Below are 13,089 nucleotides of genomic sequence, written 5' to 3'. Positions count from 1 at the left end.
GCCTCATCGTTTAAATAAATGTTGGATCGGCAATTTTCGCATCGCCATTACGGTCGCATGCAACCATAAAATCGCGCTAGACGTTGCTCAAGTCGGCGCTTCCCAAAGCCGGAGAAGGCTCCTCAACGCGGTGACAAAGGCCAGCGGCTGGTCGAGCATCAGATGGTGGCGGGCTTGAGGCACGGCAATGATCGGAATGGCTCCTCCCCCCAGTTCACGAACATATGCCACGGAATCCCGGTTGAAGAGCTGGCTCTCCTCGCCGTGAACGATAGCCTTGCGGCCCGGCGCGTTCACTAGGCGCTCGCCGATGGTGAGCCACTCGTCGGGCCGGTTGCTCCTCCGGAACACTTCGGGAGAGAATTTCCACGTCCAACCCTCCCCGTCACGCCGCAGAGAATGAAAGGCCATATAGTCCAAAAGAAATGGCTCACCGACAGGCTGGGGTGGGGAAAGGACGTATCGACTGCGCGCCGCGTCGTAGCTGGGATAGCGACTTTTGGCTTTGTCCGGGTCGCCGGATCCGGGGCTGGCGCGGCGGAGATTCCAATACGCTTGCAAGAGCGCAGGTCGCATGACCATCAGGTCGCAAACCACAATGCCGGAGAAGGTATCGGGCGATTGGGTGACGGCCGTCAACGCTGCGCCAGAACCGAAACTGTGGGCAATGATCGTGGGCTTGTGGCCATCCGCAAACAGTCCAAGCGCTTCGGCAATTTCGCCGAACTCGCGCCCCCTGGCCAAGGGGTCGGCGTGCCCTCGCATTTCGCTGTCGCCCATGCCGGCAAGATCGAAGGCCACCACATCATAATCTTCGGCCAGAAACGGCGCGATGAAGGAAAAGCAGCGGGCATGCGAGAGAAAACCGTGCGTCATCAGTACCTTGGGTTTCGCCCGGTCGCCCCAGCGAAAGTAATGCGCTTTGGCACCCTCGATCTCTACATAGCCTTCCTCGCGCGGCACCCTGAGAGCGGAAACGAACCATTCGGGCAGATGCGAACCATCGCCCGCCCAGAGAGCGTCGATGTCCTCGGGGCAATCTTCAATCTTTACCGCCTCGTTCATATTGTTGGGCCGTCCTTGCGTGTGAGTTTTTCGAAAGCGAAGCCAGCATAGCTGCCGGCCGCCTCTTCGTCGCAGAGCGCGGCATAGCCAGACACGCTCGGAAAATTGATGAGCTGGCGCTTCTTTCCCGGAATATTCGCGCCCATGTACCATGAGGCCGCCTCGGGAAAGAGCGTCATCGCGCCAGCCGCGGCAACCATTTCAGTCCAGCCAGTTTCGGCAGCCGGTTTGCCCTCGAAAAGATCGATGTCCCTCCTACGCAACCAGACCATGAAATCGCAAATCCAGTCGCCCTGTATTTCCGCGCTTGTCGGGCCATTGGCGAAACCCGACGGGCTGAGAGGACCATAAGCGAACAACATGTTGGGAAAACCCGACACCGCCATGCCGAGATAGGCGCGCACACCGTCTTCCCACGCCTGCCAAAGGGGAAGCCCCTCCCTCCCGGTGATGTTCATGTCGATCAACCCGCCACGCCCGGCATCGAAGCCGGTCGCAAAAATGATCAGATCGCATTCGACCTCACCGTCTTCCATCTTGATGGCCTGGGGCTCGATACGGATGATCGCGTTTGCCTTCAGATCGACCAGCGCGACATTATCCTGCTCGAAAATTTCATAATATCCCTGTTCGAGCGAGGGTCTTTTCGTGCCGAAAGGATGCGGCGGCTCCGCAGGCGCAAGTTTCTCAGCCAGAACGGGGTCGATGATCCGCGCGAGAACCTTTTTGCGCCAGAACTCATAGGCGTAGCGGTTCGCTTCGCGATTGGTCAGTATGTCGGCAAAGTTGTTGTACCAGAATTTGAGGCCGCCCTGCCGCCACAGGGTCTCGAAATGGTTGTTGCGCGTCGTGGCGTCTACATCGAGCGCGGAGATGTCAAGCGACTGGCATTCGAATCCCCCGTTCGTTCGCTTGCGCCGAACAAAAATGGCGGGATAGCCCTGCTTATCACGCTGCTGAATGTCTTCGGTAAGCCGTTCCTGGCGCATGGGCAGGCCCAGAATAGGAGTCCTCTGAAACAAGGTCAGCTTTTCTGCACATTTGGCGGCCTCCTGCGCGATCTGCACTCCGCTCGCACCAGTGCCGATGACGGCGATCCGGCGGCCCGAAAGATCGATACCCTGTTGCGGCCATCGCGCCGTGTGACACCAATCGCCTTCGAACGCCGCGATTCCTGGCATATCGGGAATATACGGCTTCGATGCGAATCCCAAAGCGGGCAGAAGGAAGTGTGTCGATATTCCTTCCCCGCCCTCAAGCTGCAGGCGCCACCGTCGTCCCTCTTCATCGAACCTTGCGCTTTCGACCCTCGATCCCATCCGCATAAGCGGCCAAAGGCCCAGCGTATCGCAAACATGCCGGAAATAGGCTCTGAGCTCCTTCCATCCGGGAAAGCGCTCGCTCCAGGCCCATGATTTCCAAACCTCGGGTATCGAAAACTCATAGAGCGGTACCTGCGAGTCCACGCGGGCACCGGGATAGCAATTCCAGTACCAAATGCCGCCGGGCTGGGCGGCCGCATCTACCAGCAGCACCTTGAACCCGGCGTCACGCAATTTGTGCAGCAGATAGATGCCGCTGAAGCCTGCACCGACGATCACGGCATCGTAATCGGGAGAGCCAGTCGATCTCACGTCGCGACATTCGATCGTTCGGCAATCGCTTTTGCCGTTGCATAATCGGCCTTGCCGTTCGAGGCTCGCATGGGGATGTCTGTCGGAATTATGGTCTTGGGGGTTTTGTATCCCGCCAAATGTGCGCGCACATGGGTTTTGACCGCTTGTTCGTCGAACTGGGCGTGGTCGTTGAGGTGGACAATCGCGGTTACGGCTTGGCCCCATTTATCATCCGGCACGCCTACGACCAGCGCGTCCCCGATGGCGGGATGGGTCTTGAGCACTTCCTCGACCTCCTCGGGATAAACTTTCTCTCCCGCCGTGTTGATGCAGACGCTTCCGCGGCCGAGCAAGGTAAGGCTGCCATCGGCTTCTACCCGACACCAGTCGCCCGGAATGGAATAGCGCACCCCATCGATCGTGCGAAACGTCTTCGCGGATTTCTCGGGGTCCTTGTAATAGCCTTTGGGGATCGCACCCTTCCGGGCGATAAATCCCGGCACGCCGCTCCCCGGTTCGACTTTCTGGTCGGTTTCGTCGAAAACATCGCAGAACTCGCCGATCCCAAATTTCGCGGTATTCGTGCCGCCCTCCGCAGTGGTGACGGCAAGGCCGAAGCCCAGGCCTTCGGATGCGCCAAAACTGTCCATCAGTACGATTTGCGGAATATGCCGGCACAGGCCGGACTTGACCTCCTTGCTCCACATCACACCGGAAGAGAGGATTGTAACGAGGCTGCTGGTATCCCAGCGGCCAGGGTGGTCGTCGAGCGCGGAAAGCATTGGCTTGGCAAAGGCGTCGCCCACGATCGCTATGCCTTCCACCTTGTGCCTTTCCACCGTATCCCACATTTCCTCGGCATCGAAAGACCATGCCTCCAATGTAACTATCGCGCCGCCAGACATCAGCGTGCCGATCGCAGTGATAAAGCCCGTTCCGTGCATCAGCGGGCAAGAGGAAAGCGTACGCCTGCCCGGGCCTTCGCGGGCGATCAGCGCGACATTCTCTTCGAGTGTCTCTGGAACGGGGCCGAGCAACTTCTGTGCGTCGAGTTGGGCCTTGCGCATGTCATCATGACGCCACATCACGCCCTTGGGCATTCCGGTCGTACCACCCGTATAGATGAAAAGCAGATCGGCGGGCGAGCGTGTAATGCCGAGCGCCGATCCGTCCCCCTCTTGCGCGAGAGTCTCATAGTGGATCGCAAAGGGCGCGATTGAAGACAGCTCGCCAATTTCGACGAAGGTGCGAACCTTCCTAAGCCGGTCGTTGAGTTCGACGATAGTGTCGCGGAATTCCGAACTATAAACGATGACCTCGCTGTCGGAATCGTCGAAGATATAAAACACCTCTTCGGCCCGATAACGGTAATTGATGTTCACATGCGTCAAACGCCCCTTGAAGCAGGCCGCCATCAACTCGCCATATTCGGGTCGGTTGCGCATATAGAAGGCGACCTTCGCGCCATCGCGGATGCCGCGTTGGCGCAACCCGCGGGCGATATTGTTCGAGCGCGCCGACATCTCGGGCCAGGTGACGATCCGGTCTCCATGTATCAGAGCCGGCGCATCTTCGGGCATGACGGGCTCGATCGCGTCGAGAATATCCCCGAGATTCCAGTCGATCACATTGATTCTCCTCTCTGGACGGGGCCGCAGCATCGGCGCGCACGACTCCCAGTACTATCAGGCTGCTCTCGTCCAACCCTGCAGAGCCGCTGCCTCGGCTCGCACCGCTTCGGGGCCACCCAAGACCTGCCGATCGAAGCCGATCCGTTTGAACCAGTAGTGCAGGCCGAGCAGATCGGTGAACCCCATCCCGCCATGCACTTCAGTGGCGGTGCGGGCGACAAATCGGTGGACGTCGCCCGTGAGGGATTTCGCATGGCAAGCCGCGAGAGATGCATCCTCCGGCAGCGCATCGAAGACATGGGCGGCGTACCAGACCAGCGCGCGGCACGGTTCATGGCGTGCGGCCATTTCGGCGCACATGTGCTTTACCGCCTGGAAGCTGCCGATAGGGCGGCCGAACTGCTCTCGCTGACCAGCATAATCGACCGCCTTTTCAATCATGGCCTGCCCTGCGCCCAAGCTGTCGGCGGCAAGGATCACGCGGCCAGCATCGCGCAGCCGAGCCGATGCTGTGCCGCCGTCGTCGGCAAGCGGATCGGTCTCGACAGCCGCAAAGGACAATTCTCCCACGCTGCGCGTGCGATCGATGGTGGTGAGGCGGGTCGCCTTGAGTCCCGATGCTAGGGCTGGGACGAGGTGCAGCCTGCCACCGGCGTCCGCTACGAGATACGCGTCCGCGCCTTCGAAATCGAGGCAGAACAGGGCGGTGCCGCTAAGCTTCCCTTCGGCGAATTGAACTCCCGCGCCGTCGCGCGCCTGGACCGTCGCGGAAATCGCGACTCCGATACGGGCCTCGCCGCGCGCGATCTTCGGAAGCCATTGGCACTTTTGCTTGTTAGTTCCTGCCTCGCTCAGCGCGATCGGGGCGAGAACTACGCTGGCTAGAAATGGCGCTGGTGTGACCGCATAGGCGAGTTGTTCCGCCACGACCGCAGCGTCAAGAAGGGTCATGCCTAGGCCACCATGCTCTTCGGGGACAAGCATGGCTGGGACCGCCAGATCGTGGAGGGCTCCGAAAATAGTGTCACTTAACGGGTTGTCGCGCCCGGCACATTCGCGGACATGCTCAAGCGGGGAGGTATCGGCAAGACACCGCGCAACCGCGTCGCGCAGTATCTGCTGATCCTGCGAAAGGCCGAAGTCCATCACGCCGCTCCCTGCCTGTCGGTCTGCATGCCTGCAGCTCCCTTCGCTTCGTCGTAAATCCGCGCCAGCTTCGGCTCGCGCGGCATCTCGAGGCCACGTTCGGCGATGATGTTCTTCTGGATCTGCGCGGTGCCGCCACCTATTATGAGGCCGAGTTGGAACATATAGTTCCATTGCCAAGCCCCTCCGTCTCGTTCCCGCGGGCTGCGGTGATACAAAATGCCCATCTCGCCCATCGCGTCGATCGCCAGCGCAGAGATCTGATGCGCGACCTCGCAACTCTGCAGTTTGACGATCAGCTTCGCCATGCCGCCAGGCTCGCCCTTGAGGCTGTTCGATAGAATGCGCATTCCATTACATTTCATCGCCGTCACTTCGGCCTGGAGCGCCACCAGCCGGTCGCGCAGGACCGCATTGTCGATCGCCCGACCTTCGCCGATGGATTCCTGCTGCATCAGGCCAATCAATGCCTGCAGTCGGTTCTCGAGTGCGTCGGGATCGCCCAGCATTCCGCGCTCGTGGCCAAGCGTTGCGTTCGCGACGAACCAGCCCTGTCCTCGCTGGCCGACGATCTGGTCCACCGGAACCCGCACATTAGTAAAGAATGTCTCGTTGAACTCGGCGTGACCGGTCATCGTCTTCAAGGGGCGTACCTCGATCCCCGGTATGTCCATCGAGAAAATCAGATAAGAGATACCGCTATGCTTCGAGGCCTCGAGTTCGGTCCTCACAAGGCAAAAGATCATGTCGGCTTGCTTCGCGGTGCTGGTCCAGATTTTCTGGCCATTTATAACGAATTCTCCATTCTCGATGCGCGCGCTGGTTTTGAGGTTGGCGAGGTCCGATCCCGCACCCGGTTCAGAATAACCTTGGCACCACACGATTTCACCCGTCAGCGTTGGCGCGATCCACCGCCGCTTCTGCTCTTCGGTGCCCAACTCGAGCAAGGTGGGCACGAGCATCGAGATGCCCTGATTCCCCAGGCCACTCGCAACGCCGGCTCGCGAAAACTCTTCCGCGATAATGCGCGATGTGAGGATATCCGGGTCCGCTCCGTAGCCGCCATATTCGGTCGGTATCGTGCGCGCGGTATAGCCGCGCTCGATCAACAGCTTCTGCCATCGGATAGCCTCGGCCGAGGGCCGGGAGAATCTTATAGCTGAGGGTGGAGCAAGATGTCTGTGCGCATTGATGAAGGTGCGCATCTCCGCGCGGAACGCATCATACTCTGGGCCATATTCGAGATCCATATCGGCTCTACCCTTCACGCGGACGAAAGACGGGCAGGCGAAAGTCCCCTCCGATCAGCTCGAAAGCGAGATCGACCGGCAGATCGAGCGCGAGTCTGTCACGCTCGCAATCCACGAGGCGCGTGGCCATGCGCACGCCTTCCTCAAGTTCCACCACGGCAGCCACGAATGGCACGTCGGCGGCAAAAGCGGGGTGCAGCGCCTGATGGGTCACGGTCCAGGAAAAAAGCGTGCCCTTGCCGCTGCTGGGTTCCCAGGAATAGTCTGGCGAGCCGCATCGTGCACACATGTAGCGAGGCAGGTGGCGAAAGATGCCGCAACTTCCGCAACGCTGGAAATAGAGTTGACCGTCCTGGCACAGCCTCCAGAACTCCTGTTCGATCGGGTCCTGCGGCCGCGGCCGCGGCTTGGCCGGCGTTGCCTGCGCGGAGGGCCGCGCCTTGGGAGGCACATCATGCTCGTCGCTCATGCAAACCTCCTGAGGATCGCGATGCTGCCATCGCCAAGGTCTCCCCAGCCTGTCACAAGGCCGGTCTGGGCTCCGATCACTTGACGCTCGCCGCAGTCATGGCGCAGCTGTCGTACTGCTTCCACAACATGGTTGAGACCCCAGACATGCGCCTCGCTAAGCAAGCCGCCATGGGTGTTGATCGGTAAGCGCCCGCCCAGCTCGATCTGGCCATTGGCGACAAATTCGGCCTGCGCGCCAGGCTCGCAATATCCGAGCGCTTCGAGCTGCAGCAGAACGATATAGGTGAAACAATCGTAGATCTGGAGGAAGTCCATGTCGTCGCGCGTGACGCCCGCCATATCGAATGCGCGCGGGGCGGCATCTCTGAGGCCGATCTTGAAGGGGTCGGGGCGGGAAGGGATGTCGTCGGCGGGATAGGGATGGCCTTCGGCCGCGCCGGCGATGCTGACGGGCACATGCGGCATGTCTTTGGCACGGTCCATGCGCGAGAGGACGACAGCACAGGCGCCATCGGTCTCGAGGCAGCAATCGTAGAGGCGAAACGGCTCAGATATCCAGCGCGCCGAATAATAGGTTTCCGCGTCGAGTTCGCGGCCATAGGTAAAGGCGCGTGGATTCAATTGCGCATGACGGCGGCAGGCGAGCGCCACGGCCGCCATGGCATCTTCGCCAACGCCGTAGAGCTTCGAGTGACGGGTCGCCAGCCAGGCGTACATCTGCACCGGCAAGAATACGCCGTAGGGGCTGTAGTAGCCTTGGATCGTATTGGTCAGGGTGTTCATGTTCATCGGCCGGGTGGGCGGGGCGCCCGGCTTAGGTCTGAGAGCGGAATAGCCGTTCCAGCCCAGTGTCACGAGCACATGATCGCATAGACCACAGGCGATCGCCATGGCGGCATTCTGTAGTGCCGTTGTCGGGCTGGCGCCGCCCATGTGCACGGTTGCCGCATAGCGCAGCACATCAATGCCCAGATTGGCGGCCATCTCCTCCGACGTCGTATAGATTGGCGGCGGCACCATGCCGTCGATATCGGAGGGTTTCAGTCCAGCATCCGCGATGGCCCGGCGCGAGGCGGTGAGCATCATTTCCACTGCAGTCCGCTCGGTGCCCTTGACGAAATCGGTCTGGCCGACCCCGGTGATTGCTGCCTTGTCGGCAAAGGAAAGGGTGGATGAAAGATTCATGCCGCGTCCCTGTCTCGCTCGCCGGTCAGAAATGAGTTCCGGCGCCGGCCAATGCTCTCTCCGCGCCCTCTATAAGGTCGCGCATCACGACTGCCGCTGGGCGGATCGCATCGATCAGACCAATCCCCTGGCCTGCGAAGCCGGGCATGATGTCCTTGCGTGCGGCCTTGATGCCAGACGCCATGACAGGCCCCGAAACCATCGACTGATAAGGCATCGGAAGCGGCTCTTTGCCGGCCGCCACCCAAGCATCGGCCCATTTGTTCCGAATCATCCGGGCAGGCTTGCCCGTTAGCGATCGGCTGACCACCGTATCGGCATCGCCGCTTTCGGTGATGGCTTCTTTCTGAAATTGTTCGATACCTGCTTCGTCGGTTGCGAGGAACGCCGATCCGATCCACGCCCCCTGGGCGCCGAGCATCATCGCTGCGGCGACTCCGCGACCATCGGCTATTCCTCCCGCACCGATTACGGGAACACGATCGCCGACTGCATCAACCACTTGCGGAATCAGCGAGAAGGTTCCGACAGGAGAGTTGTGGCCGCCGCCGTCGTGACCCTGCGCGACGATCAGGTCGATACCCGATTCCACTACCTGCAGGGCGTGCTTGACCTTTCCGATCACCGCCATGACCTTGGTGCCATTGGCATGAAGGCGTTCCATCCACGGTTCGGGATTGCCAAGGCCTGCGGCATAGACCGGCACTTTTTCTTCGATGATTACTTCCATCTGCGCTTCGAAGAACTCCCGCGAGAACAGCTGCAGTCCGCCCTTGCCCATGTCCGGGGCGCCCGCCGCGCGCATCGCCGTGGCGGCGTCCACTGCGGGCAAATGCTCGCGCTCCATGAATTCGCGGGTGAACTCCTGATATTCGCCGAGCAAAGCCAGGGGGTTTTCTGCTACACCTCCGCTCTCCGGCGCCGAACCGCGCCTGACAGACGCCGGCAGCAAGGTATCGACCCCAAAAGGCATGTCGGTCATCTCGCGGGTTTGCCTGATCCAGCTACGTAACTGGTCGGGCGAGCATGCGGCAGCGCCGAGAACACCAAGTCCGCCTGCGTTCGACACCGCGGCAGCGAGTGCAGGCACGCTCGCCCCGCCCATTCCAGCCAGAAGAATCGGATATTCGATCCCGAGAATTGTGCAAACAGGGCTCTTCAGCGCCATTATCCTACCCTCTCCGTTCCGCGCCCGATCAGACGCAATTTTCTAAATCTGCCCCCACCTGACACGCTGGGATACAAGCTCGGGGCTTCGCTCTGCCAGATAGGACGCGGATCCCGAGACGAGCCGGGCCATGGCCTGACGCGCCGCTTCGGAATCCCCGGTGCGTACTGCTTCGAGGACACGGCGGAGGAATCGCAATTGGACCGCTCGCTCCTGCGCCGAATAGCCAAGTGAGTGAGAGAATTCGCGCGTAATTAAATGCAGCGTCGACGTTAATAGCCCGAACAATGGATTGCCGCTGGCCCAGCCGAGAAGGTCATGAAAACGACGGTTCAGTTCCTCGAACTGGCCTCCGGCTTCATTTCGTTCCAGCTCTTTGAGGCAATCGGCGAGTGCGCTCAGGTCGCCGGTAGTCGCGCGCTGCGCGGCGTAGGCGGCAACATCCGCGGCGATCGCTTCGCGTAGTTCGAGCAGGCCTCTGAGGTCGGCGTCCATGAAATGCAGAATTAGCGAGAGACTGTTTGCAAAGTCGCCGGTCTGCGGACGCGCAACCACCGGACCGCCGCTACGGCCCAGCTGAAGATGGATAACGCCCTGGAGCTCAAGGAAGCGGAGCGCTTCGCGCAAGGTCGCTCGCGCGACATCATATCGCGCAAGCATTTCTTCCTCACGCGGCAACCTGTCGCCCGGGGCGTGTGCACCTGCCTCGATATCGCGAACGATGTGCTGGGCAAGCGAGAGTGCGCGCTTAGCTTTCTTCGCGTTTTCGACTTTCAGCAACATCACTCTGTCTCACCCCTGTCACGAAGCCTTATAAGATTTAAGTTCCGTTTATGTCCATGGGCGTGAGATAAAAATGTTTCAGATGCAAAAAAATGATAAAACCTTATAAGCATTATTGACTGAGCCTGAGAAGGGATTTACGATTTCAAGTAGGGCAATTGTGCTGTTATCGACGAAGGGCGCGACATGGATACCGACATGGTGGAGCCGAATATCCGCGAAAAGGTCGCTTTCATCCCGATCGACGAGATTGATGTTGCGCGTCCGAGCCTTTTCCAGAAAGACACGGTCGGCCTGTTCTTCGAGCGGCTTCGCCGAGAGGAGCCGGTCCACTACTGCCGCGAAAGCTATGTCGGACCATATTGGTCGATTACAAAGTTCGACGACATCATGGCCGTGGACACCAACCATAAGGTATTTTCGTCAGAGGCGAAGCTCGGCGGTATCGCCATCGAGGACATGCACTCGGCGAAAAGCGCGCTTGAACTTGAAATGTTCATCGCGATGGACCCACCAAAGCACAACCAGCAACGAAAGGCCGTTACTGGTGCGGTCGCGCCGTCCAACTTGCTGCTGCTTGAGCCAACTATCCGCGAACGAGCATGCCAAATCCTCGACGACTTGCCGGTCGGCGAAGATATTGATTGGGTTGATAAGGTGTCGGTCGAATTGACCACAATGACCCTTGCGACTCTGTTCGACTTCCCGTGGGAGGAACGCCGCAAGCTCACGCGCTGGTCCGACGTCACAACGGCCGCCCCTGAAACTGGGATCGTCGCATCCTATGAGGCGCGGCGCGCAGAGCTGATCGAATGCGCAATGTATTTCAAGGGTCTGTGGGAGCAGCGCATCAATGCGGAGCCGAAGAATGACCTGATCTCCATGATGGCGCATTCTCCGGCGACACGGGACATGCCCTTCCTGGAGTTTCTGGGCAACCTCTTGCTGCTTATCGTGGGCGGCAATGACACCACGCGCAACTCGATCAGCGGTGGTGTCCTGGCACTGAACCAGAACCCGGACGCGTATTTGAAATTGAATAACGATCCTGGGCTCATCACTAGCATGGTGCCAGAGATCATCCGCTGGCAGACACCGCTGACCCATATGCGCCGCACGGCGCTGCAAGATTGGGAGATCGGCGGCAAGAAGATCAGAAAAGGCGACAAGGTTGTGATGTGGTACCTGTCGGGTAACCGCGACGAGACGGTCATCGACAGGGCGGACGAGTTCATCATAGACCGTAAGAACCCACGGCATCATCTGTCTTTCGGCTATGGCATTCATCGCTGTATGGGCAACCGGCTCGCAGAACTGCAACTACGGATCATCTGGGAAGAGATCCACAAGCGGTTCGCGAAGATCGAAGTGACCGGTGAACCCGAGCGCCTGTTCTCGAACCTAGTGCGAGGGATTACGAAACTGCCGGTGAGGCTCCACGCCCGCTGATTGGCTGATTCAAAAAAAGCGGAGCTTGATATGGTCAAAGTGACGTTCGTTTCCAGCGATGGAACGCGGAGGGCAGTCGACATAGCCGAAGGTGAGACAGCGCGCGAAGCGGCGCTGTTCAACGATGTGCCGGGCATCGACGGTGATTGCGGCGGGGTGTGCGCTTGTGCAACCTGCCATGTGTTTGTGGATCCGGCCTGGATCGACAAGGTCGGCCGCTTGGCCGAAGGCGCTGCGGAGGCAGACCTCCTGCAGTTTGCGGAAGGGGCGAACGAATATAGTCGCCTCGCTTGCCAGATCCCCATCGAGCCCTTGATGGAAGGTCTGATTCTGCATGTTCCCGAGCAGCAATACTGACATGCCTGCGTGACGCGTGTTTCACACGACGCTCGACTGTCTGAAATCGCGAGTAGAGCTCAACCAGGAGGTACTTGCTACCTTTCAGAGGTTCCACATCAAATGGCGGATCTGTGCTGACCTAGCTCTCGTGCGCCCGCGAGTCGAGGGGGGCGTGCCAACAGTGCCTTTCAACTTAAAATTTCATACGCTGCGCCGTATCCTGCGTTGGCGGGAATAGTGAGGATGTTCTTGCCGTCTCGCTGGATGACTTCTGGAAGGACCGGCACGATTTCGCGAGCCTTGGCCCGCGCGACGCAATCGTCTGCGCTCGCAGCTTCGGCTAGCAGTTGCAGGTTCAATCGCGTGGGAAAGATGATCGTTCGTTCACCGCTGACACCCAGTTTCAGGGCTTTGCTTGGCGAAAGCCATTCCGCATCAACGGTTTCATATCCATCACATGCTGCGATCTGGCGCTCTGGGGCGCGAACGACGAAGAAATGAGTGTCGAAGCGCTTTTGCATAAAGCTGGGCGTGATCCACCGCGCGAACTCGCTCAGGCGATCAAGGCGCAGTTGCACATCGGCCTCGCGCACAATGTCGAAAAATTCGCGCTCGCCTCGCTCGACGGCTTTGCGGCTTTCAAGATCGCAAATATCCTCGAACTCGCTACCGTCGCGATGATCGGCCAGCAGGATGCCTGCTTCCTCAAAGGCTTCACGAATCGCGGCAATCCGAAGGGTGCGCTGCGTAGGATCTAGCGTTTTCCAGCCCCTGCAATAATCGGCCCATTCAGGCGCTTCATCGGCAGCAGAAGGCTTTCCACCGGGAAAGACCAGCGCGCCGGATGCAAAATCGATCTGGTGATGCCGCTTGACCATCAGCACCTGGAACTCCGGCTCGTCGCGAAGCAACAGCATGGTGGCTGCGGGGACCGGATCGACTGGCTTCTGCAGTGTCATCATAAACTCCAGTTCTCAGTTGGCCTG

General features: G+C 59.7%; 12 protein-coding genes. 2 read left to right on the top strand and 10 right to left on the bottom strand.

Going from position 1 to position 13,089, the window contains the following annotated elements; genetic code table 11:
- Positions 1-87 precede the first annotated feature (87 nt).
- Genes B4F07_RS04885 through B4F07_RS04845 form a run of 9 tightly spaced genes read right to left on the bottom strand, consistent with a single transcriptional unit; the run spans position 88 to position 10,315 of the window.
- The gene (locus B4F07_RS04885; protein WP_037557592.1) at positions 88-1,065 is read right to left on the bottom strand and encodes an alpha/beta fold hydrolase; all 978 of its coding nucleotides are present in this window, start codon (positions 1,063-1,065) and stop codon (positions 88-90) included.
- The gene (locus B4F07_RS04880) at positions 1,062-2,666 is read right to left on the bottom strand and encodes a flavin-containing monooxygenase (RefSeq protein WP_293645104.1); all 1,605 of its coding nucleotides are present in this window, start codon (positions 2,664-2,666) and stop codon (positions 1,062-1,064) included. Before B4F07_RS04880 ends, B4F07_RS04885 begins: the two co-directional genes overlap by 4 nt.
- Before the next feature lie 29 nt (positions 2,667-2,695).
- Positions 2,696-4,309 (bottom strand): acyl-CoA synthetase, encoded by a 1,614-nt coding sequence (locus B4F07_RS04875; protein ID WP_293645102.1) that lies wholly within the window; start codon positions 4,307-4,309, stop codon positions 2,696-2,698.
- A gap of 57 nt (positions 4,310-4,366) precedes the next feature.
- The gene (locus tag B4F07_RS04870; RefSeq protein ID WP_088443970.1) at positions 4,367-5,458 is read right to left on the bottom strand and encodes an acyl-CoA dehydrogenase family protein; all 1,092 of its coding nucleotides are present in this window, start codon (positions 5,456-5,458) and stop codon (positions 4,367-4,369) included.
- Positions 5,458-6,708 carry an acyl-CoA dehydrogenase family protein gene (locus tag B4F07_RS04865; RefSeq protein ID WP_293645100.1) on the bottom strand — a complete coding sequence of 417 codons (1,251 nt, stop codon included), beginning with the start codon at positions 6,706-6,708 and terminating at the stop codon, positions 5,458-5,460. Before B4F07_RS04865 ends, B4F07_RS04870 begins: the two co-directional genes overlap by 1 nt.
- Before the next feature lie 7 nt (positions 6,709-6,715).
- Positions 6,716-7,177, bottom strand: a complete 462-nt coding sequence (locus B4F07_RS04860) for a Zn-ribbon domain-containing OB-fold protein (RefSeq protein ID WP_293645098.1) — start codon at positions 7,175-7,177, stop codon at positions 6,716-6,718.
- Positions 7,174-8,364: a thiolase C-terminal domain-containing protein gene (locus B4F07_RS04855; RefSeq protein ID WP_293645096.1), complete on the bottom strand. Its 1,191-nt coding sequence runs from the start codon at positions 8,362-8,364 to the stop codon at positions 7,174-7,176. Before B4F07_RS04855 ends, B4F07_RS04860 begins: the two co-directional genes overlap by 4 nt.
- Before the next feature lie 25 nt (positions 8,365-8,389).
- Entirely contained in the window at positions 8,390-9,532 is a 1,143-nt protein-coding gene (locus B4F07_RS04850; protein ID WP_293645094.1) for an NAD(P)H-dependent flavin oxidoreductase, read from the bottom strand.
- Positions 9,533-9,574: 42 nt separating this feature from the next.
- Complete coding sequence (locus B4F07_RS04845) at positions 9,575-10,315, bottom strand: FadR/GntR family transcriptional regulator (protein ID WP_037557604.1); 741 nt, start codon at positions 10,313-10,315, stop codon at positions 9,575-9,577.
- A 186-nt stretch (positions 10,316-10,501) separates the two neighbouring features.
- Between B4F07_RS04845 and B4F07_RS04840 the strand changes: the two genes are divergently transcribed.
- Both B4F07_RS04840 and B4F07_RS04835 read left to right on the top strand, forming a co-directional pair.
- A complete protein-coding gene (locus B4F07_RS04840; protein WP_293645092.1) occupies positions 10,502-11,764 on the top strand; it encodes a cytochrome P450 in 1,263 nt (420 codons plus the stop codon).
- Positions 11,765-11,794: 30 nt separating this feature from the next.
- Positions 11,795-12,121, top strand: coding sequence for a 2Fe-2S iron-sulfur cluster-binding protein (locus B4F07_RS04835; RefSeq protein WP_088443994.1), 327 nt, complete (start codon positions 11,795-11,797; stop codon positions 12,119-12,121).
- A gap of 170 nt (positions 12,122-12,291) precedes the next feature.
- Here the strand turns inward: B4F07_RS04835 and B4F07_RS04830 are convergent, their stop codons facing one another.
- Entirely contained in the window at positions 12,292-13,065 is a 774-nt protein-coding gene (locus B4F07_RS04830) for an NUDIX hydrolase (RefSeq protein ID WP_201792079.1), read from the bottom strand.
- Between the last annotated feature and the right edge of the window lie 24 nt (positions 13,066-13,089).

It is taken from the genome of Sphingopyxis sp. UBA6723 (assembly GCF_002454115.1).
GTDB lineage: Bacteria > Pseudomonadota > Alphaproteobacteria > Sphingomonadales > Sphingomonadaceae > Sphingopyxis.
The sequence above is the reverse complement of the archived record's forward strand: the minus strand, read 5'-3'. Positions and strand labels throughout refer to the sequence as shown.

What these genes read in the sequence shown, in the direction of transcription:
- B4F07_RS04845 (WP_037557604.1), bottom strand. Translation starts at nt 10,315, where the DNA reads ATGTTGCTGAAAGTCGAAAACGCGAAGAAAGCTAAGCGCGCACTCTCG.
- B4F07_RS04850 (WP_293645094.1), bottom strand. Translation starts at nt 9,532, where the DNA reads ATGGCGCTGAAGAGCCCTGTTTGCACAATTCTCGGGATCGAATATCCG.
- B4F07_RS04855 (WP_293645096.1), bottom strand. Translation starts at nt 8,364, where the DNA reads ATGAATCTTTCATCCACCCTTTCCTTTGCCGACAAGGCAGCAATCACC.
- B4F07_RS04885 (WP_037557592.1), bottom strand. Translation starts at nt 1,065, where the DNA reads ATGAACGAGGCGGTAAAGATTGAAGATTGCCCCGAGGACATCGACGCT.
- B4F07_RS04860 (WP_293645098.1), bottom strand. Translation starts at nt 7,177, where the DNA reads ATGAGCGACGAGCATGATGTGCCTCCCAAGGCGCGGCCCTCCGCGCAG.
- B4F07_RS04865 (WP_293645100.1), bottom strand. Translation starts at nt 6,708, where the DNA reads ATGGATCTCGAATATGGCCCAGAGTATGATGCGTTCCGCGCGGAGATG.
- B4F07_RS04840 (WP_293645092.1), top strand. Translation starts at nt 10,502, where the DNA reads ATGGATACCGACATGGTGGAGCCGAATATCCGCGAAAAGGTCGCTTTC.
- B4F07_RS04830 (WP_201792079.1), bottom strand. Translation starts at nt 13,065, where the DNA reads ATGATGACACTGCAGAAGCCAGTCGATCCGGTCCCCGCAGCCACCATG.
- B4F07_RS04835 (WP_088443994.1), top strand. Translation starts at nt 11,795, where the DNA reads ATGGTCAAAGTGACGTTCGTTTCCAGCGATGGAACGCGGAGGGCAGTC.
- B4F07_RS04870 (WP_088443970.1), bottom strand. Translation starts at nt 5,458, where the DNA reads ATGGACTTCGGCCTTTCGCAGGATCAGCAGATACTGCGCGACGCGGTT.